This window comes from Myxococcaceae bacterium JPH2 (genome assembly GCA_016458225.1).
In the GTDB taxonomy this organism is placed as follows: Bacteria; Myxococcota; Myxococcia; order Myxococcales; family Myxococcaceae; genus Citreicoccus.
Genome location: JAEMGR010000018.1, coordinates 16,185 through 37,899, shown reverse-complemented (window position 1 = coordinate 37,899; position 21,715 = coordinate 16,185). Strand labels below are relative to the sequence as shown.

Genomic DNA, 21,715 nt, shown 5'->3' with positions numbered 1-21,715 from the left:
CCATGGACGCCAACGGCACGCGCTTCCACCTGCTGCTGGGCCGCGACGACTGGAGTCGCTGCACGAGCGACGGCCAGCCACTGGGGCAATCCTGGGAGGGCTCGCCCGCGACGCCCGTGGACCTGTCCTGGGACACGGTGCGCTCCGAGGTGGCCCTCCGCGCGGAGCTGTATGCGTTTGTCTCGGGTACGGGTGACCGGCAACCCGCGCTGGAGGATCGACGGGGCGGCGCGCGCGACCGGTACGGGAACTTCTATTGGGTTGACCGCGATGGTCGCACCGTGAAGGTCCTGTCCAGCGGCTCTCGGCTCACGAGCGACTTCTGGCCCGTGCCGCTCGATGCCGCGAGCGAGACCCGCGGAGGCGAGTTCGGTCCGGTGGCATCTCCCGCCCCGCTCGCGCCGCTGTCTCTCTCCGGACTCGCCGTCACGGAGCACCACTACCTCGTGGTGGGCACCGTCGCGCCAGCGGGCATCCTGGTGTTCGACCTGCACTCGGGCGGCCCGCCGACGCATTACCTCTGGCCCGCGCCTCCCGCCGGTCTGCCCTTCACCCCGTGGGATCTCGCCGCGACGCCGTCCGGGGGCGCCGTCGTGCTCGACCGCGAGCATCAGCGGCTCTGGTACCTGGATGCATCGCTGCGCGCGGTGCGCACGGGCGCCGAGACGGTCGTCACCGCCGCGAAGGTGGATGCGTTCCAACCGCGCGACGGGAGCTTCACGCGCCGCACCGCCGCCGAGACCTTCCCCGAGCCCGTGGCCCTGAATTCCCCGGGCCCCAATGCCGCGCGAGATCCCATCTCGGTGGAGGTCCTCCAGGACGGCCGAGTCATGGTGCTGGACCGAGGCCCCACCGACAGCCGGCTGCTCGTGTTCCGCGACGGCGTGCCGGAGGGAGTCCCCGTACCGCTGGAGGTCGCCAGCCTCGCGCAGCCTGGAAGCCCGGCCTTCAGCTTCCCGCTGGTGGCGCACGACATGGCGCTCGTGCGCGGTGAGAGCGGCGCTCCGGACCGCCTGTATGTCGGCGCGCGGGACGGGAACCAGGCCTTCGCCTTCGAGTTGCACGGCGCACCGGGCGCGCAGCTCGGGGCCACGCCCCTGGCTGAGTACCTTCCCATGCGGCTGTTCGGAGGCAAGGCGCTCATCGCCTTCGCGCAGAGCGCCTACTACGACTTCGGCGACACCTTCATCCCGCTGGTGGCGCAACGGCGGCCCCGCTTCGCGCCGAGCGCCACGCTCCGCACGCCCGTGCTGGATGGCCGTACGCCCGAGTGCGTGTGGCACCGGCTGATGCTGGATGCCTCGATTCCTCCCGGCGCCTCGGTCACGGTGCGAAGCCGCGCCGCCAATGACGTGGCGGAGCTGGAGGCCCAGCCCTTCTCCGAGGAACCCGCGCTGCTGAAGCGCGCGAGCGGCTCCGAGCAACCCTTCGCGCCCGCGGCGCGCGGCGAGTACCGCGGCACGTTCGAGGTCCTCTTCCAGCGCGCCCGAGGTCGCTATGCCCAGGTCGAGCTGACGCTCACCGGAGGCGGAGGCACCACGCCGCGACTGTTCGCCCTGCGCATCTGGTACCCGCGCTTCTCCTACGCCGAGAACTACCTGCCCGCGCTCTATCGCGAGCAGCCCGAGTCCGCCGGCTTCCTGGAGCGCTTCCTCGCGAACGTCGAGGGCTTGCTCACCCCCCTGGAGGATCGCATCGCCGCGGCCCAGGTCCTCTTCGACGCACGCGGCGCGCCTCCCGAGGCGCTCGAGTGGTTGGCCTCATGGTTCGCGGTGGTGCTGGACCCCGCTTGGGATGAGCCGCGGCGGCGCCTCTTCCTGCGCCACACGTTGGACTTCTTCCAGTGGCGGGGCACCGCGCGCGGGCTGCGCATGGCGCTGCGCCTCGCCTTGGACCCGTGCGTGGATGCCTCCCTCTTCACGGAGGACGTGGACCCCACCCGCGCGCGCATCCGCATCGTCGAGCGATTCCGCGCGGCCCGCACGCCCTTCATCGCGCCCATCGCGCCGCCTGCCGGAGGCCTGCGTGTCGTCGCGCCCGCGCCGCGTTGGGAGCCCGCGCAGGGCCGGGCCCTGCTGGTGTCGCGCTACCGCGACGCCCTGACGGATGCAGGTATCTCCGAGGCATCGTTGCCGGACACGTATCCATTGCGCGCGCCATCGGACGCGACGCTGGCCGAGGCGTGGCGCAACTTCAGCGCGCGCTCGCTCGGCTTCGTTCCCGCCGCCACCGACGCGGACGCACCGCGCTGGCGCGACTTCCTGGCGCGTCGCTACCAGCAGTTCGACGCCTACGCGCTCGCGCATGCCAGCCACGCGACGGACTTCTCGCAGGTCGCGTTGCCCACGACGCTGCCCGCGGACGGCGCCGCGCTGGTGGACTGGTACCACTTCGAGACCGTGGTGCTTCCCGTGCGCGCGGCGGCGCATCGCTTCACGGTGGTGCTGCCCGTGCCCGAGGGCGGCGCCGCGCTGGAGCAACGTGAGCAACTGGAGCGCGCGCTGCGCGTGGTGGAGCTGGAGAAGCCAGCCCACACGGTGTTCGACGTGAAGTTCTACTGGGCCATGTTGCGCGTCGGCGAGGCCCGGCTGGGCGTGGACACGCTGGTGAATCTGGGCAGCCGAGCCCCCGAGCTGATGCCCGCGATGCAGCTCGGACGCGAGTACCTGGCAGAGAGTCATCTGGCCCCGAGGCCCCCGCAGGACGCCGTGGACCGGCACATCCTGGGGAGGGATTCGCTCGGGCGCCGTTCGATTCAGGGGAGTGACATCCAATGAGCGGCTTTGGTCCGAGTACCACCACTGCGCAGCGCGCCGCGCCCGACCCGACGAAGCACGTCAACTACGTGCTGGGCATGGTGCTGGGCGTCGACGACTTCACCCAGGAGTTCGCCTACCTGTCCGAGCGAGACAGGTGGCTGGCGCGCGATCTGCTGGGCTACGGCACCGCCTGGGGACTCGCCATCACCACGGGCCTGGGAAGCCGAGGCCCCGAGGTGCGCGTGGCGCCTGGCGTGGCGCTCAGCCCTCGCGGCCAGCTGGTGCGCGTGACGCCTGCGCAATGCGCGTCCCTCAATGACTGGCTGCTCACCCAAGGCACGACGGTGGACGCCCGCGTGGTGGCCGGCGTGCTGCGGCTCTGGGTGGTGCTCTCGTATCGCGATTGTGAGACGGACTCGGTCCCGGTGCCCGGCGAGCCGTGCCGCACCGAGGACGACTCGATGGCGCCCTCGCGGCGCACGGATGACTTCAAGCTGGAGTTCCGCCTCACGCCGCCCGAGGAGCCCACCGAGGAGCAGGCGGTGCGCGACCTGGTGCGCTGGCTGCGCGCCCACATGGAGGTCGTCCCCGACGCGACAGGCACCGCCACGCTGGCGGACCTCCTCGCCGCGCTGCGCGCCGCCGTGGTGCAGCCCTCACCGCTGAGTCCGGAGACCGATTGGCTGCTGGACACGTCTCCCGCCGCGCCGCTGCGCGTCTACGCCGGGGACGTGGAGTCGTTCCTCCGGGCGGCGCTGCGCGTGTGGGCGACGGAGCTGCGCGCGCTGTGGCGCCCCAACTGGCTGGGCGAGGCGCAAGGGTGCCAGCAGCCCGTGAATGCCCTCCCCTCCTCGGACGTGGACTGCGTGCTGTTGGCCGCGGTGGATGTGCCGGTGGTGAAGGAGCTGGGCGGCGCGAACTGGAAGGTGAAGGACGCCACGCCCATTGGCATCGACGAGTCGACCCGACCCTTCCTCTGGCATCTGCGGCTGATGCAGGAGTGGGCGCTCGCGGGTCTCGTGAGGGACACCACCGCGGTGCACCGACCCGCGGCGCTCCCGGACTACCTGATGGTGGCCGCCGGCACCGTGCCGATGGATCCCGCCGGTGACGCCAAGAGCGCCTACAACGGGCTGAAGGCCTACGCGGTGGGCGCGGCGGACGGCAAGGTGTCGTTCACCTTCAACGGCTACTCGAACAAACCCGACACGTGGCAGTACGTCGTCAAGCCCATGCTGGTGGCGAACGCGGCGGTGCAAGCGCCGACCGTGTACCTCGTCGCCTTCGACGACAAGGGCTTCACGCTCCAGGTCTTCGACAAGGGCCTCGTGGTGCCCTCCGCCACGCTCACCAAGCTCCAGGTCGTCCTGGAGGTGAGCCAGTACTTCCTCAAGCCGGTCACGCTGAGGTAGCCCATGCGCATCGCATTGGACACGCCGTTCCTGAAGGACGGCATCCGCTCGACGAACTTCTTCAACGGACGCCTGCTGTCCGCCGAGGACCTGAGCCGCGAGCAAGCCGCGCGCGACGCGGCCCAAGAGCGCCTGGGCCGCGCGCTGGGCGAGGGCGTGGCGTATGGCCTGGAGGTGGGCCTGTCGCTGGACAACTCGCCCAGCACGCCGCTCGTCACCGTGCAGCCAGGCCTGGCCCTCACTCGCGACGGCGAGGCCCTGGAGTTGCTCCAGCCCGTGGAGGTCTCGCTCCTCCAAGGCGCGGTGGAGGGCGCGGCGAGCGCTCCGGAAGGCTCGGGAGACTTCGGCGCCTGCTCGCTGCCCGGCAGCACCTACGTGTCCGGCACGGGCATCTACGTCCTGGTGATGGCGCCCGCCTCTGGCCGTGAGGGACGCGCCGTCGCGAGCGGCCTGGGCGGCGTGCAGTCTGGCTGCGATGCCAAGCAGGTGGTGGCGGGGGTGTGCTTCCGCCTCCTGCGGTTGGACCAGGACGCCGCGCTCACGAGCGCCCTGGCCTCCAGCGCCCTCACGCTGCGCAACCTGGTGGCCCATCAGTGCTTCGGCACCACGGACCCGGATGCTTCATCCGTCGTCACGTGGCCCTTCTCCGAGCCGACGGGCGGCTACGGACTGCTGGACGCGCTCCGGCCCCGCTTCCTTACGCCGTGCGACGTGCCGCTCGCCCTCGTGCACTGGAAGGACGGCACGGGCATCCGCTTCATCGACATGTGGGCCGCGCGGCGACGCGTGGCGCGCGTGGGCCATCCCCTGCCGTGGCTGGCCGGCCCCGGTGACCGCCGCGAGGTGGAAGCCGAGGCGATGTACCTCCAGTTCCAGGAGCACATCGAGCGGCTGCGCGTGGACGCGGTCAATCCAGGCACCGTGAGGGCGACGGACCACTTCATGTACCTGCCCGCGGCGGGAATCCTCCCGCTCGGCGGCTACACGGGCACGCGAGGCTTTGACTACCTCAAGTTCTTCGAGGGCCTCACCGTGCGAGCGCCCATCAACATCGAGGGCGCGCGGCTTCCGTCGCTGCTCTCCGCCGCGCGCGCGTACCCGCCCATCGAGCTGGCTCGCAAGGAGCTCATCTGGCTCTACGTCGTGCGCGAGAACCAGCAGGCCCTGTCGGCCCTGTCAGGCCCCAAGCCCCAGCCGTATCTCGTCTTCGCCACGGGGCACATTCCCTACTGGGGTGACCCGCGCTTCGACACGTCGAAGTGGAGCTACGCGAACTACGCATCTGGCGGTCCCAGCGCGGATCAACCCGGTCCCTGAGCCTCGAGGAGCTACCCTTCCATGTCCCTTCCTTCCAAGGTCAAGCCGGGCGATCTCATCACCTCGGCGCTGTTCAACGACCTCGTCGACTACCTGAAGGCACAGGACCAGCGATTGACGCAGTTGGAGGCGTCCATCGCGGTGCTGGCCATCCTGGACGTGCTGCCAGCGGGCCTCATCCGCATGGGCACGGAGATGCGGGTGCTCGGCCGAGGCTTCGGCACCGCGGGCCTCAACACGGTGCTCATCGACACGGTGATGGTCACCGCGTTCAAGGCCGGCAGCTCCGACAGTCAGCTCATCTTCGACCTGCCCACCATCCCCAACGTCCCGCCCGAGGGCAAACCCGTCAGCCTCTCGGTGAGCAACGCGCGAGGGTTCGCGTCCACCACGGTGCAGGTGGGACAGGCCCTGCCCACCGTCCCGGATGGCAGCATCCAGACCACCATGGCGCAGGCGCCCAGTGGAACCATCACCGCGGGCGGCACCTACGACTTCTTCTACACGCTCAAGGTCATCTCCAACATGGACGAGACCTTCAAGCTCGCCGCCACGCTGCAGCCCACGGGCTCGACGGGCACGTGGGTGACACAGGTGACGGACACCACGTCGCAGCGGACGCCGCTGCCCAACGGAGAGCTGTTCATGGCCCGGGGCGACGCGCCCAACGGCACCGTGAAGCAGATCGTCGTCCGCGCCACCGTGCCGGCGGGCGTGACGGGCACCGCGAAGCTGCGCCTGGTGATGACCTCCAAGCTCAACGCGCAGTTCACCGGCTCGTCCGGAGACTTCGGCTTCACGGTGGGCAGCACGTCCCAGACGCCCACCATTCCGCTGTCGCGCACGCTGGTGTCACCCACCTCGGCGCTCAACACCACGACGGACGAGGTCCAGGCGACGGCGGGCACCCAGGTCACCTTGCGCTTCGCGGCGGACATCCCCGTGGCGGGCACGTACCAGGTGACGCTGAGCCTGCCGGCGGACAGCACCAACCTGTGGGGCGCGAAGCTGTCCAGCGCCTCGCCCAGCACCCCGCTCGTCTGGCAATTCAACATGTCCGCCGCGGGGTCCACCAACATCTACGTCACAGTGCAGCCAGGGGCCACGGCGCCAACCTCGGCGGATCTGTCGATGACCGTCGTGTCCACGACGGACTCGTCCAAGTTCGGGCAGGTGTCTCAGAAGCTGAAGAGGGTTTGAAACGCCCATGCCTTCATGGGCAAACAAGGGGGGTCGGTATCGTGAGTCAGATTGACAAGCATTCTGGTAGCACCATTCGGGCACTCGCCGCCGCGGCCCTGGCCATGTTCCTGGGCGGGGCATCCCGCGCGGACGCGGCCACCGCGCAGAAGCTGTGCTTCCGCACCGCCACGGGCGTCCCCGGAGTCCCGGGGCCGCCCACGATTGATGGAGACATCGCGAGCGACCTCGGGTGGACGGGCGCGTTCCGCTACGAGTTCGGCAACGGGACGAGTTCCTCCCATGGCGTCATCCAGGGCAACCGGGATGGCAGCAATGTCTATCTCTCGTTCGAGGTGAACAACGACGCCACGTTCGATGACGAGGACGTGCTGGTGTTGACCTTCGACGTGGGCGGAGCGACGAACCGCTATCGCCGCCTGCACCTGTTCCCGCTCTTCGCCGGGACGGGCGCCGCCGCGGACGCTCGGCTGCGCGAGGTCCAGCTCTGGCAGTCCGGCACGCTGGACGGGAGTGGCAAGGTCGTGTGGGGCACGGGGACGACCATCCCGCATGCCTCGCTGGTCGCGGGCACGTTCTGGCTGGACGCGAAGGTCAAGAGCACGGACGGCGGCGCGGGGCACCGGACCTGGAACGTGGAGATGAAGATTCCCATCGCGGCCAGCGCGGCGGCCCCGGGCATCAACTTCCCACCGGGCGTCGACTTCAAGATGTTCCTGGACGCGTTCCGCGTGGACTCGCTCATTGCGATCACCCCGTCGCTCCAGTGGCCGGGCAACGCGCCGGTGCCCACCAACTTCGTCGACCTGGAGAACGCCACGCCCGCCCCGGCGGACTGGGGCGCAGGCACCTTCGGGACGAGCGGCTGCGGCGGGGTGTCCTTCGACTGGAGCGACATCACCACGAACAACACGCCGTCGGGCCTCATCAAGCTCAACGCCCCCAACTCCTTCCGCGTCAACCTGCACAACAACTCGGAGAGCGACACGGGCGTGAGCCTCTCGGCCAATGACATCAAGGCCACCTTCAAGATCGCCAACTTCGGACTGCCCGCGCCACTGAGCTGGCAGCCGGTGCCCGCGGCCAACAACCCGACGCCGTCTGGCTCCATCCCGCCCATCTCCAGCGCGATGCTGAGCACCGGCGACTGGACGCTGACGCCCGCGCAGCAGGCGGACTACAGCGCGCACGCGCACCAGTGCATCCTGGCGGAGGTCGAGTCGGGCGACGCGCGCACGCTGTTCATCAACCGGAGCGCCTGGCGCAACATGGACTTCGGGACCGCGTCCACGTTCGAGCGCACGGCGGAGATCGCCACCAAGGGCTACAAGCTGCCGCGCGAGGCGAAGGCGCACCGCATCGAGCTGCTCGCCGCCTCCGAGTTCGCCCCCCTCCACCAAAGCGAGGGGACGCGGCAGCCCCGCGGCACCGAGGCGACGTGGCTCTTCCACGGGTACCGCCACCTGGGCGCGGGCATCACCATCAAGAAGAAGTCCTTCGAGGTCGTCGAGCCGGTGGGCTCGTTCGGATACGTCATCCGTCACGAGCTGTCGCCCAACGACACGACCGAGAACCCGTCCTCCAAGTGGCAGCTCGACGTGAAGGGCATCCCACTCAACCCGCGCACTCGCGAGCTGCCCCCGACGATGCGCTACTACCAGGCGGACATCGAGGACGGGAAGACGCTCGCCATCACCGCGCGGGCCGAGTACCCGGAGCCCAACGGCGAGTCGCGTGACGGCGGCACGTCCGGAGGCACCGACGGTGGCACGGGGGGCCATGGCGGCACCATTGGCGACAGCTGCGGGTGCAAGCGCACGGGCTCCGCGAGCACCGTGGGCCTGATGGGAATGCTGGTGCTCGGCTTCATGGCGAGCCGCCGGAGCCGGCGCGAGTAGCGACGTGAAGACACCGAGGCCCCTCGGCGACGAGGGGCCCACCGAGGATTCACATGAACACACGATGGAGTGCAGTGCCGCGCTGGCTTCCCGCGCTGGCGTTGGGGAGCGTCACGCTGCTGGCGAGTTCGGCCGCGCGCGCGGATGACAATGCGATGTGCATCCGGGATGCGAGCGGCGTTCCCTTCAGTCCGGGCCCTCCCACGGTGGATGGCGTCGTCCCGACCGACAAGGGATGGACCGGCGCGTTTCGCTACGAGGCCAGCAACGGCACCGACAAGCCGCACGCCGTGCTTCAAGCCGTGCGCAATGCCGGCAGTGCCTTCCTGTCCGTGGAGGTGAACAACGATCCGCACTTCGACGCGGAGGACGCCGTCGTCCTCGCGTTCGACCTCGGAGCGGGTCCCAAGCGATACCGGCGCCTCATCATCTACCCGCTCGTGGAAGACGGAAACGGCGTGGAGGCCAACCAGCGCCCCGCGCAGCTCGACTACTTCGAGTCCGACACCGCGACCGGGGGCGTGGTGGACTGGGGCACGGTGATGCACAAGGTGAACGCCGAGCTGGACCCCAGCGCACCGGGGGCTTTCTGGCTGGACGCGAAGGTGAGCACCGCCGTCGCCGGCGTCAACGACAACTCGTGGTTCGTGGAGATGCGGCTCCCCACCGCGAACCTCAACCTCGCGGGCGCCACGAATCCGCGCGTCTACGTCAACGTGATGCGCGTGAACAACCTCGACGCCTCCGTGTTGTCGGAGCGCTGGCCGACGGGGACACCGCCGCCGCTCGGATTCCTGGATACGTCCACGCCCAACACGAGCACCTGGGGTGCGCTCTCGTTGGGCGGTGGCGGAACGTGCACGGGCCTGTCCATCAAGTCCTCGGACATCCGGACCAATAACAGCTCCCCCACGCTCATCATGAATCCGGGCGTGGCGGGGCAGAACGTGTTCCAGGCGGTCGTCACCAACAGCGGGAGCACGGACGCGTCCGGGGTGCGCGCGACGTTCCGGATCGCCAACTTCGGTCTCCAGACGGATCAGAGCTGGAAGCCCGTGCCCGTGGCGAACAACCCGAGCCCGCCCTCGGGAGTCATCGCCAAGAATGGCGGAACCCAGACGCTGCAGATTCCGTCGTGGATCCTCAATGCCCAGGAGCAGGCGGACTACACGGGGCATGCGCATCAATGCATCCTCGTGGACCTGACCTCGGGCGGCACCCCCGTCACCTTCATCAACAGCTCCGCCTACCGGAACATGGACTTCGGCACCGCGTCCGTGTTCGAGCGCACCGCGCAGCTCTCGACGCGCGGCCTTCCCACGGATCCGGGGAAGAAGGTGACCCGGCTGCGGCTGGACACGGTGAAGGGCATGAAGGTCCTGAACACCGACGGGGAGAAGGGAGACGCCGCCAAGCGGGTCGCTCGGATGACCTGGCTGTTCCACGGCTACCGCGAGACGGGGCAGACCGTGACCATCCGGGGCACGTCGTATCGGCTGCTCGATTCGATGGGCTCCTTCGGCTACGTGGTGGACCACACCACGCCCCCCATCGTCCCGGGCAAGCCTCCCGAGGAGGAGGCGGTGCTCAACCGCAAGTGGCAGCTCCAAGTGAAGAGCACGCGGCCCGAGCTGCCCGTGCGTGCCCTGCCCCGCCTGGACCTCATGGGCGTGGCGGACCGACTCGTGCTCTTCCCGCGCCGTCCGCCCGTTCAGACAGACATCGGGAACATCGGCCCCCACGCGGCCGTGACGCCTCCCGTGCAGGGCCCCATCGCCACGCTTCCGGTCGAGCGGCCCGGGACAATCCTCACCCGAGCGCCCATCCCGACCCGGCCCTTGCCGGACCTCCCCACCCGCCCGGTGCCGACGCTGCCGACGGGAGTCGAGGACAAGGAGACGCCGGCCACCTACTACATCGACATCCCCGAGGGTGAGTCGGTGGACGTGCTCACTCACGCGGAGTTCCCCGAGGCCCAGGACGGAGGCAAGCCGGTGCCGGACTGTGGCTGCCGCCGGACGCCCACCACGGGTGCCTCGGGCGTCACGGGGCTCCTGTTCCTCGCGTTCGTGGCGCGCCGGAGAGGTCGTCGCGACGATGCGTGACGGAGCGGGGGTGGGCGAGACGATCATCGGGCGGCTGAAGCTGCGCGGAGCGGACTTGGAGCCGCTCTCCGCGAAGCTGCGGCTGGAGAGCCTGTTGAGCGGCGCCCACCTCGCCCCTCTCGGGCTGCCTCCCTCGGCGACCGTCTGCATTCGACGGTTGGCGGATCCCCGACCGGGGATGTTGCCAGTGAGGCAGCTCACCGTCCGCCCTCCTCCCGCCTGGGAGGAGGCGCTGGTGCAAGCCCTGCGCGCCCAGGTGGCGAGCGCGGCGCGTCCCGCTCGAGGCGCAGTGCCCGCGGGCGCCGAAGCCGTGCTGTTCCTGGACCGCGCGGAGCTGCTGGCCTGCCTCGCGAGCGATGTCTGCCGAGGCACGGCCTCGCTGAACTGGTGGTGGCGCGGCCTGTTTCCCGCGGCGGACCTCGCCCGTCGCGTGGTCGCGGAGTGGCTGCGCCGCCCCGAGTACGTTCCCGCCGCGCTCATCCACGTGGCCCGTCGCCAGGAGACGCCCCTCGTGGCCGCGCTCTTCAGCGAAGACGAGGCACGCGTGCTGCTCGCGCGAGTCTGCGAAGTCCATGGCCTCACGGCGTTGTCCTCGGCAATGAACGAGCGGCTGCGCGAGGACCGAGCCTCGGTGGCCGATTCAACGTTCGCACATGGACATCCTGCGCCCGGGCCCGCAGCGCGAGTCGTCTCGCCCTGGGACACCTGGGTCCCCGAGGTGAAGACCCTCGGGGCTTCGCTCGCGCATCAGGCGTGGGTGGGGATCTCGCTGATGGTCCAGCGGGCTCCAGCCACGGTGAGGCTCACGCCTTTCGTTGAGGCCGTGCAGGCATGGCTCCACCCCTCTCGGCCGTCACACGAGGTTGCTCGGACTGAAGCGGATCCGCCTCCAGAATCACAGGCGTTCGAGGCGGTCCCGAAGGTCTCCACGCCTCGCGACCCCTCCGCCTCCAGGGCGGACTCCACGCTGAATGCCTCTCCTTCGGTGACCGAGGCTCGCGGTCGAGAAGCCGATACCTCGATGCCAACGCTCGCGGAGCCTGCGTCCGCGGACCTCCTCGTTCAGGACGAGGACGGTCTTCCGCCTCCTGCAGCTGCGCCACGAGTCAGCGACAGCCTCGGGGCTCCCGCGCTCACGCCTCCTTCGCCGGAGGGAAGCATCGCTGCCGCGGTGCTCACCCCCACGGAGGAGGCGCTCACGGCGAACACCGCACCGACTCCAACCGAGCAGCCCCAGGCCGCCGTCCCGTCCGCAATGCATCCCTCGACGACGGAGCACTTCGAGCCCCCTTCCGCGAGGGCGTGGGGGCTGCCCATCTCCACCGGGCTCGGTGGCCTCTTCTATCTCGTCAACCTGGGCCTCTTCCTGGAGCTGTATGGCGACTTCAGTCAGCCGCGATTCCAGGGCCTGTCCCTCTCGGTCTGGGACTTCGTCACGCTGGTGGGCAAGCGGCTGTTGAACGACACACGCCCCAATGACCCCGTGTGGTCCGTGCTGGCGCAGCTCGCGGGACGCAGACCTGGGGAAGCCCCTGGACAGGGCTTCGAGCCTCCCGAGGCGTGGCACATTCCACCCGCCTGGCTGCGCGCATTTGGAGCACCGGACGGTCGCCCCTGGACCTGGAGCATCACGGGCGGGCGGATGCGCGCGCGCCATCCTCAGGGATTCCTCGTGCTGGATGTCCCAGCCCTGGTCGACGACGCGGCTGAGTCGCGCCTGCGCCATGAACTCGCGCCCTACGGCTTCACGGACATCGCTTCGCTCGAACTCGGCGCTGTCCCTGGCCCCGACGCGAGCACTCCACTCGAACGATGGCTGGCGTGGCTGGTGCCTTATGTCCGCGCGCGACTGGAGCGGGCGCTCGGCCTTGCTCCGGGAGACGGCTCAGCGCTGGAGCGAATCGTGTTCGCGCAGGATGCGCGGATCCACCTGACGGCGACGCATGTCGACGTGGTGCTCTCGCTCGCGCTGCTGCCCCTGGAGGTCCGCGTGGCGGGCCTGGACCGTGACGTTGGCTGGCTCCCCGCCGCCGGGCGTCACCTGACCTTCCATTTCGACTGAGCGAGGCGTCATGTCCGACACGCTCGAACACTTCAAGCTCCACTTCTTCGCGGCCACCGCGCGAATGCTGGCCCAGGCCTCGCGCGCGCTCGGTGGAGCCGAGTCCGTGCTCGCGCGCTTCCCGTTCCTCTCGGCCTATCGACAGGAGTTGGTGGAGCTGGGGATGGACGCGCCGGAGATGGACAACGATCCACGCTTGTGGGCCGAGGTCCTCACCACCTGGGAATCCGACGTGGTGGGGCACTTGCCCCTGCGCGCGCTGCGCGAGGCCGCGGGCCTGGAGTTCGATGCCCTGACGCTGCTGCTCGCCACAGGCATGGTGGAGGAGGACGCGCGCTTCGGAGCCTTCTTCGCCGCGATGCAGGGCACCCCGACCCTGCACCGCCCTACCCTGGGCTTCCTCAACGCCTGCTGGCGCGCCGAAGAGGACCGCGGCGAGACACGGGCCGCGCTTCGGCGCCTGATGGAGCTGGGGCTCGTGGAGGTCGTCAATCGCGACGCGCCTCGCTCGGAGTGGGCGCTGCACGTGCCGGGCGTCATCTGGGACGCGTTGCGCGGAGAGACCGCCGAGGCTCCGGCGCCCTGGCTGAAGCACCACCCGCTGACCTCGCTGGAACGAGACGAACCGCTCCTCGTCCCCGCGGACTTGATGGACGCCCTGGAGCGTCTGCCCGCGCTGCTCGCCTCGGGTGAGGTGCGCGCGGTGGTGATTCGAGGGCCCCGGCACAACGGTCGACGCACGCTCCTGCGCGGCGTGGCCAGTGCGCTCGGTCGAGGCGTCCTGGAGATTGAAGGCCCCCAGGCGCGCGATGACGTGCGCTGGCACCTGGTGGGCCCGCTGGCCACGCTGCTGCACGCGCTCCCCGTGGCCGTGCTCGACCCTGCTCCGGGCGAGGCCGCCGAGGTGCCTCGGCTCGCGGGCCTGGACGGACCGTTCTGCGCGGTGCTTGGACGCCTGGGCGGCGTAGGTGGCGAGGGCGTGGAGCGTGCCCTGACGTTGTCGGTGGACATGCCCGCCCCGGACGAGCGCACACGACACTGGGAACGCGCGCTGGCGGGCCGACCTTGTCCCTCGCTCGAGGAGCTGGGCGCGCGCTTTCGCTACACGCGCGGCAACATCCGTCGGGCGGCCCGGCTCGCGCTCGCCCAGGCCGCGCTGGCCGGACGTGAGGCGGTGATTCCCGAGGACGTCCGCGAGGCGGGGCGCGCACTGAACCGGCAGGCGCTCGACACGCTCGCCGTGCGCCTATCGTCCACGGGGGACTGGGGCCAGCTCGCGGTGGGCCACGAGACGATGCGCGAGCTGCGACACCTGGAAGCCCGCTGTCGGAGCCGCGAGCGACTGGGCCACACCGTGGGCGACACGCTGGCGCGGCAGCTCACCTCGGGCGTGCGCGCCCTCTTCCAGGGGCCCAGCGGGACGGGGAAGACCCTGGCGGCGCGGCTCATCGCCTCGGCGCTCCAGCTCGACGTGTACCGCGTCGAGCTGTCGTCCGTGGTGAACAAGTACATCGGTGAGACAGAGAAGAACCTCGCTCGCATCTTCGCGCTCGCGGAGGAGTTGGACGTGGTGCTGCTGTTCGATGAGGGCGACTCCCTCTTCGCGCGCCGCACCGAGGTCAGCTCATCCACGGATCGCTACGCCAACCTGGAGACGAACTACCTGCTCCAGCGCATCGAGTCCTTCGAGGGCATCCTGCTCGTCACGACGAATGCGTCGGACGCCATCGACTCGGCCTTCCAGCGGCGCATGGACGTGGTGGTGGACTTCCGCGCACCGGATGCCACCGAGCGTTGGGCCATCTGGCAGATGCACCTGCCCGCCGCGCACACGGTGGAGGTGGGCCTGCTGCGTGAGGTGGCCATGCGGTGCGATCTGAGTGGTGGGCAGATTCGCAACGCCGTCCTGCACGCGTCGCTGTTGGCCCTGGAGGAAGGCGCGGTCCTGGGCTCGGCGCATCTGGAGGCCGGCGTGCATCGTGAGTACCGCAAGGCCGGAGACGTCTGTCCCTTGCGTCGCGCTGGCGCGACCTCGTTGCGCGGATGAGCTGAGGGACGACGCGAATGGCCGCCCCCGCCCGAGCCGCTGCACGAGGATCCGCCCCTGCTGGGGCGAGAGGGGCACCCGCGCGCTCGGGCGGAGGAGCCACGTCCGCGGACGCTCCGGGCGGCGCGGCGGTGAAGGTCAGCGGTGACGCGGAGAAGGACCCCAAGTTCCGCAAAGTCATCGAGCAGTTGGAGAAGAGCGCCAAGAAGACGCGCAAGCACCCACCCGCGTCACAGAAGGCCTCCGAGGCACAGAAGGCCGCCGTCTCTCCGCCGAATGAGCGGAGCGCCGGCGCCCAGGCAAACCAGGTCGACGCCATGAAGTCGGCGGAGGCCCCCAAGGCAGAGCCCAACGGCTTCCTCGCGCTGCTGCGCGCGGAAATCGAAAAGGTGATGCCGAAGAATCTCGACGACGCCGACAAGTTCATGAAGGGCAACGAGACGGCCCAGGTGAAGGGCGCCGTCGCCGGAGGTGTCCAGGAGCAGAAGGACACCGCCGCGGGCCCCACCGAGCAGGCCGCCGGCGCCCCTCCCGACACCGGCGCCGTCCCCGCCCGCGCCTCCGAGGCCATGCCCGCCGAGCCCGCCGAGGCTCAGCTCCCCGTCGCCGCCGGCGAGGCCATGCCCGCGCCCCGCCCCGGCGCTCAAGTCCAGGCACTCCAGCAACCCAAGCAGGACGCCAACCAGCAGATGAAGGACGCGGACCTCACGCCCGAGCAACTCACCAAGGCGAATGACCCGCGCTTCTCCTCCGTCCTCTCCGCCAAGTCCAACGTCGAGAAGGTCGCCACCGCCGCACCCGGCAAGTACACCTCCAGCGAGAAGGCCACCCTCGGACAGGCCGTCGCCAAGGCCTCCTCCGACGGCAAGTCCAGCCTCGGCCAAATGGCCGCCGTGAAGGTGTCTGGCAACTCGAAAGTCAAAACGCGCCAGCTGCTCGCCAAGCAGAAGGACGAGGCGCGCCGCAAGGAAGTCACCGACACCATCGAGAAGCTGTACCAGCAGACGAAGCTCAAGGTGGAGACGAAGCTCTCCTCCCTCGAGACGGACGTCATGCGCATGTTCGACTTGGGCGCCGAAGCCGCCCTCTCGGACATGAAGTCCTACGCCAACCGGGAAATCGACAAGTACAAGGACGACCGCTACTCCGGCATCCTCGGCAAGGGCCGCTGGATTGCCGACCTCTTCCGCGACGTCCCCGAGGGAATCAAAGTCATCCTCCGCGCCGCTCGCACCCGCTTCGGCTCGAAGATGGATGCGCTCGCCGTCCGCATCTCCTCCACCGTCGACTCCCGCCTCGCTGACGCCAAGGCTGAAGTCAACAAGGGCCAGGCCGCCATCAAGTCCTACGTGGACAGCCTCCCTCGTGACTTGCAGTCCGTCGGGCGCCAGGCCCAGCAGGAGATGGCCAGCCGCTTCGACGAGCTTCGCAACGGCATCGACGCGAAGAAGAACGACCTCGCCCAGAAGCTGGCCCAGAAATACAAGGAGGCCCACGACAAGGCCGACGCCGCACTCAAGAAGCTCGAGGACGAGAACAAGGGCGCCCTCAAGGGCCTCGTCGACGCCATCGCCGAAGTCATCCGCATCATCGCCGAATTCAAAGACAAGCTGATGGGCGTCCTGCGCAAGGGCGCTGACGCCATCATGCTCATCCTCAAGGACCCGATTGGCTTCTTGGGCAACCTGCTGGCCGCCATCAAACTCGGCTTCAACCAGTTCGTCGCCAACATCTGGACTCACCTCAAGCGCGGCTTCATGCAGTGGCTCTTCGGCTCTCTTGCCGAGGCCGGCATCCAAGTCCCCTCCGACTTGAATGTCTGGTCCATCCTCAAGCTCGTCCTCGACGTCCTCGGCCTCACCTACGCGTGGATGCGCGGCGAGGCCGTGAAGCTCGTCGGCGAGCGCAACGTCGCCCTCATCGAGAAGCTCGTCGAGTACATCACCGTCACCATCAAAGGCGGGCCCCAGGCCCTCTGGGAGAAGCTCAAGGAGGACTTGTCCAACCTCAAGGCCATGGTCATCGACGCCATTCAAACCTGGCTCATCGACACCATCGTCAAGCAGGCTGTCACCAAGGTCGTCTCCATGTTCAACCCGGCGGGCGCCTTCATCCAGGCCTGCATCGCCATCTACAACGTCGTCATGTGGGTCATCGAGAATGCCTCCCGCATCCTCGCCCTCATTGAAGCCGTGGTGAACTCCATCCACGCCATCGCCACCGGGGCCATTGGGGGCGCGGCCAATTGGATTGAGCAGGCGCTCGCCAACCTCATCCCCATTGTCATTGGCTTCCTCGCGCGACTCATTGGCTTGGGTGGCATCTCCGCGAAGATTCGCGAGTTCATCACCAAGGTGCAGACCAAGGTCCGCGCCGCTGTCCTCGGCTGGCTCAAGAAGGCCTTCGAGTGGGTCAAGAAGCTCTTCGGCAAGGGCGGCGACAAGGGCGACAAGCGCACGATGGAGCAGAAGCAGAAGGACGTGGACGCCGCCGTTCAGGAGGCGGACGCCCTGATGAAGAAGAAGGGCGCCTCGGCCAAGGGCGTCACCGCCAAGCTGGGCTCCATCAAGTCCAAATACAAACTCACCTCCATCAGCCTGGCCCAGGAGGGCGAGAACAAGTTCCACGTCGAAGCGGAGATCAACCCCAAGGGCAAGGGCCCCTCCGAGCGGCTCGCCAGCAAGGGCTCGTTCTCTCTCGCCCCCGGAGGGTTCGCGGCGCACGAGGGCGGCAAGATTCCCAACATCAAGGCGGGCGCGCCGCCGATCACAGTGCACCTGCTCGCCAACCACGGGCCGGACGTGCCGTCCGCGACGCTCAAGGATCGCTTCCAGCGCCAGTTGGAGCAGTTCCGGACGATGCGCGACGCGCGCATCAAGGGCTCGCAGGACGCCATCGCCCGGGCGAACGCGGACCTGCTCGACATCGAGTCGCGCCCCGCCACCGCGGACCAGAAGAAGCTGGAGAAGCGGGTGAAGGATCAGAACACCCAGTACACGCTCATCCGCGAAGCGAAGGAAAACATCCGAAAACTCCGCCTCATCCGCGAGAACGATACCGAGGGCGTCGTCGGGGCGCTGGAGAGATGGGGCGCGACGCCAATGCCCACGCGCACATCGACCCGGTTCTACCGGACCGACCTGATGGAGCAGTCCATCACCGCCGCGCTGGAGGCGGGCAAGGCCACCATCGACGAGCAGTTCAATGACGACAGCGGCCAGTCCAAGGCCGCGGGGACGAAGCTCAGCTCCCCGCTGCGCGCCAAGTTCACCAACAACATCGGCGTTGGCTACAAGCTCATGCCCGACATGACCGTCGTGGAGGCCAAGAACCTGCGTGGCGTGGCGGTCATCATCGTGCTCTCCGACCCCACCCAGCGTCACTACGTCGTCGAAACCGCCTATCCGGAGTGATGCCAATGAGCCCCGAGACACGCGACCCCGATGCCCCACCCGCTCCGAGCAGCCCCGCCGCTCGCGAGGCCGCCCTCGCCACCGTGCGCGACTACCTGGAGCGCTTCTTCAAGGTCGAGCGGGACATCGCCGTCTCGGCCGACGAGGCCCTGCTCACCGTGGGCCCGCACTGGCGCGAGCGGTGGAAGACCGCGCAGGCCTTCCGGCTCGTCATGCGCGAGGACTTTCCGCCAGGGACGTTGAAGTCCTTGGTGGACGACCACACCAGCATGCTCGCGCCCGATGACGACCACGCGCGCGAGACGCTGCACGTCATCTTCACGATGAGCTCCCTGCACGGCGCGGTGGACCACGACGAGTTGGACTGAAGTCTCAACCCCACGCGAGGACGCCCATGCTGCGCAATACCTTCGCCTGTCTCGTGCATGAGCAACGCGAGTGCGTCATCGACCTGGTGAGCAACCTGCATCACCTGGATCCGACCTCGCGCATCCTGCTGTACAACGGCGGCCAGGACGCGGCGCTCCTCCAGGACTTTCCGTGGGAGCAGTACAACGCCGTCGTCCACCCCACCCCGCGTCCCATGAAGTGGGGCTGGCTCCACGACTTCGCGCTCGATTGCTTTCGCTTCGAACTCCAGCAGGGCCCGTTCGACACGATGACCATCGTGGACTCGGATCAGCTCGGGCTGCGGCCGGGCTACTCGGAGTTCCTGGAGCGCTTCCTATCCGAGCACCCAGGCGCGGGGCTCTTGGGCAACATCCAGACGCCCCAGGGCCCGGGCGCCAACGCCGCGCCCGCCGTGAATGCTCGCCGCGAGCTGGACCTGTGGCGCCCCTTGCTGCGCAAGTTCCCCGATGGCGAGTCGAAGTTCGTCCACTGGACCTTCTGGCCCTCCACCGTCTTCACCGCCGCGGCGGCCAAGGACCTGGTCGCGCTGTGGGACTCGGACACGCAGCTTCAGGAGGCGATGCGCCGCTCGCGCATCTGGGCCACGGAGGAAGTGCTCTTCCCGACCCTCGTCGCGCTCCTTGGGTATCCCGTCATCCAGAACCCGTGCCGGTATGACGTGGTGAAGTACCGCGTGCGCTACTCGCGCGCGCAGCTCGACGCGGCGCTGGCGGATCCGGCCGTCTTCTGGGCCCACCCCATTCCGCGCAAGCACGATGATCCGCTGCGGGCCCAGGTCCGGGATCGCTTCGGGGGCTATCCGCTCGCGACGCTCACCGCGCCCGCCGTGCCCGCGGAGCCCGCGCCGCGCCTGCTGCTCACCTGGCCCATCCTGGCGGAGATGCGGCGCATGGAGGGCTGGCTCTCCGACGTGGAGGCGGACCTGCTCATCGCGGCGGCGGCCCGCGCCATCCAATCGCTGCCCGGCGCACCCGCCCTCGTGGAGGTGGGCAGCTACTGCGGCAAGGCGACCGTGGTGCTCGGCCGGGTCGCCGAGGCGCTCGGAGCGACGTCGCAGGTGCATGCGATTGACCCAGGAGACGGCGTGGTGGGCGACCGCGAGCGTGGGCTCCAGAACCTGGCGCCCACGCGGGACACCTTGGCGCGAAACCTCAGGATGGCGGGGTTGGACTCGCGCGTGCGGGTCCACGTGGCCCACGCGCCCTCCGTACCTTGGAGCGAGCCCATCGGGCTCTTGCTGGTGGATGGGCTGCATGATCACGCCAGCGCATCGGCGGACTTCCACCATTTGGAGCCCTGGCTCGTGGAGGGCGGGCTCGTCGCGTTTCACGACTGCGCGGACTACTTCCCGGGCGTCCAGCGCCTCGTGCGCGAGGTGCTGCGCGAGGGTCGCTTCACGCGCGTGCATCAAGCGGAGACCCTCGTCGTGCTCCAGAAGCGGGTCGCACGGTCCGCGGCGCCACCTCCGCCCGAGCCTCGCGTCGACGCGGTCCCTCCAAGGGTTGCCGCCGAGGGCCCGCTCGTCTCGTGCATCCTCCCCACGCATGATCGACGCGCGTTCGTGCCGCTGGCCCTGCGGACATTCCTCGCGCAGGACTGGCCTCGACGGGAGCTGCTCATCGTCGACGATGGTCATGACGCCATCGAAGACCTCGTGCCGAAAGACTCACGCGTGCGCTACATCCGCCTGGACCGCCGGCAGACCATCGGCGCGAAGCGCAACCTCGCGTGCCAGGCCGCCGAGGGCGACGTGGTGGTGCACTGGGACGACGATGACTGGTCCTCGCCGCGGCGGCTCACCCGTCAGGTCGAGTGCTTGAAAGGCAGCGGCGCGGAGGTCTGCGGCCTCACCCGCGTCTACTACCATCAGCCCCTGGCGGATCGCTCTTGGCAGTACGTGTATCCGGAGGGGCGGCGGCCTTGGGTGGCGGGCAACTCGCTCTGCTACGAGAAGTCGTTCTGGCGGCGCAATCCCTTCCCAGACATCAACGTCGGCGAGGACGCGCGCTTCCTCTGGAGCGACCCGCGTCGGCGGCTGCGCGTGGTGGAGGACACCTCCATCCTGGTGGCCTTCATCCACGGGGCCAACGCGGATCCCAAGCGCATCCACCATCGCTTCTGGCACCCGCACTCCTCCGAGGTGCTGCGCTCCCTCATGGGGAGTGAGTGGGAAGACTATCGACGGGCGGCGCTGGGTGCCTCCGCCTCGCTGGGTGCCGCGCCATGACTCCCTCCCTCCTGTTCTGCTTCCACGGCGGCCCGCTGCGCCCCACGGCCATCGCGGCCGTCCGCTCGGCCATCTCCCACAATCCGCAGGCGACCGTGCGCGCGTGGTGCGATGCGTCCGCGCTGGCCCTGTATCAACCCTTGCTTCCCTCGGTGCTCTTCGAGGACCTGGCCGTGCACTTCGAGGCGCTGGGGACGACGCGGGTGGACATCGCCGCGCGCCGCATGCGGGCGCTCGCGCTGTATCGCCATGGCGGGTGGTACCTGGACGCGTTCGACACCCTCACCCTGCGCCCGCTCCCCGCGGTGGAGCGCTTCACCGTGGGCGAGGAGTGCTGGGACCCGCGGCGTCGCTGCGCGGGGGTGTGCGCCAGTCCGCCCGGGGACGCGTTCGCCGCGGCGTGGCTGGAGGCCATGAAGGCCGTGCCCGAGTCCACGTGGGACCACTGGACGGATCAGACGGTGTGCAACCGCCTCATCGACTCGCGCCGCTTCACGGTGGAGGCGCTGCCCACGGGCCGACTCAACTGGCCCTCGGAGAGCGGCTTCACGGGCGAGCTGCGCCTGTCCGAGGATCAGATCGCCTGGCTCCTGGAGAACGCGTGGGTGCTCCACTACTTCGGCCGGGGCGCTCGGGGCGTGCCGTACAAGGAGATGAACGCGACCACCCTGCGGCGCTGCCGCACCCTCAACGGATGGCTGCCGCGGCTCATCCTCCACCACGCCCGAGCGCTCCCGCGCACCGCGTGACGCGGCCGGCACCGGGTTCGTTTGCGTCATTTCCTCAGGAGATGAGACACTGCGCGAGCCGGGGCACTCCCCACCCCGGCCTTCGAGGAGCAGTCCGTGCGCGACGTCTTCGATC

The 21,715-nt window shown here is 69.3% G+C and carries 12 protein-coding genes; all 12 read left to right on the top strand.

Features of this window, described 5'->3' with window-relative positions; genetic code table 11:
• The first annotated feature begins 2 nt into the window (after nt 1-2).
• The 12 genes from JGU66_25355 to JGU66_25300 all read left to right on the top strand — a co-directional run bounded on the left by JGU66_25355 (nt 3) and on the right by JGU66_25300 (nt 21,600).
• A complete protein-coding gene (locus JGU66_25355; protein MBJ6764115.1) occupies nt 3-2,777 on the top strand; it encodes a hypothetical protein in 2,775 nt (924 codons plus the stop codon).
• Nucleotides 2,774-4,171: a hypothetical protein gene (locus JGU66_25350; GenBank protein ID MBJ6764114.1), complete on the top strand. Its 1,398-nt coding sequence runs from the start codon at nt 2,774-2,776 to the stop codon at nt 4,169-4,171. The genes JGU66_25355 and JGU66_25350 overlap by 4 nt, the downstream gene beginning before the upstream one ends.
• 3 nt (nt 4,172-4,174) lie before the next feature.
• Nucleotides 4,175-5,488 carry a hypothetical protein gene (locus JGU66_25345; protein MBJ6764113.1) on the top strand — a complete coding sequence of 438 codons (1,314 nt, stop codon included), beginning with the start codon at nt 4,175-4,177 and terminating at the stop codon, nt 5,486-5,488.
• A 21-nt stretch (nt 5,489-5,509) separates the two neighbouring features.
• The gene (locus JGU66_25340; GenBank protein MBJ6764112.1) at nt 5,510-6,688 is read left to right on the top strand and encodes a hypothetical protein; all 1,179 of its coding nucleotides are present in this window, start codon (nt 5,510-5,512) and stop codon (nt 6,686-6,688) included.
• Between the two features lie 41 nt (nt 6,689-6,729).
• Nucleotides 6,730-8,586: a hypothetical protein gene (locus tag JGU66_25335; protein MBJ6764111.1), complete on the top strand. Its 1,857-nt coding sequence runs from the start codon at nt 6,730-6,732 to the stop codon at nt 8,584-8,586.
• A 53-nt stretch (nt 8,587-8,639) separates the two neighbouring features.
• The gene (locus tag JGU66_25330; GenBank protein ID MBJ6764110.1) at nt 8,640-10,691 is read left to right on the top strand and encodes a hypothetical protein; all 2,052 of its coding nucleotides are present in this window, start codon (nt 8,640-8,642) and stop codon (nt 10,689-10,691) included.
• Nucleotides 10,684-12,753: a hypothetical protein gene (locus tag JGU66_25325; protein ID MBJ6764109.1), complete on the top strand. Its 2,070-nt coding sequence runs from the start codon at nt 10,684-10,686 to the stop codon at nt 12,751-12,753. Before JGU66_25330 ends, JGU66_25325 begins: the two co-directional genes overlap by 8 nt.
• 10 nt (nt 12,754-12,763) lie before the next feature.
• Nucleotides 12,764-14,800, top strand: a complete 2,037-nt coding sequence (locus tag JGU66_25320) for an ATP-binding protein (GenBank protein MBJ6764108.1) — start codon at nt 12,764-12,766, stop codon at nt 14,798-14,800.
• A 131-nt stretch (nt 14,801-14,931) separates the two neighbouring features.
• On the top strand, nt 14,932-18,213 hold the full coding sequence (locus JGU66_25315) for a hypothetical protein (GenBank protein ID MBJ6764107.1): 3,282 nt from the start codon (nt 14,932-14,934) through the stop codon (nt 18,211-18,213).
• 5 nt (nt 18,214-18,218) lie between these two features.
• A complete protein-coding gene (locus JGU66_25310) occupies nt 18,219-18,581 on the top strand; it encodes a hypothetical protein (GenBank protein ID MBJ6764106.1) in 363 nt (120 codons plus the stop codon).
• A 26-nt stretch (nt 18,582-18,607) separates the two neighbouring features.
• Nucleotides 18,608-20,851, top strand: a complete 2,244-nt coding sequence (locus JGU66_25305; protein MBJ6764105.1) for a glycosyltransferase — start codon at nt 18,608-18,610, stop codon at nt 20,849-20,851.
• The gene (locus JGU66_25300; protein MBJ6764104.1) at nt 20,848-21,600 is read left to right on the top strand and encodes a hypothetical protein; all 753 of its coding nucleotides are present in this window, start codon (nt 20,848-20,850) and stop codon (nt 21,598-21,600) included. The genes JGU66_25305 and JGU66_25300 overlap by 4 nt, the downstream gene beginning before the upstream one ends.
• Nucleotides 21,601-21,715: the final 115 nt, after the last annotated feature.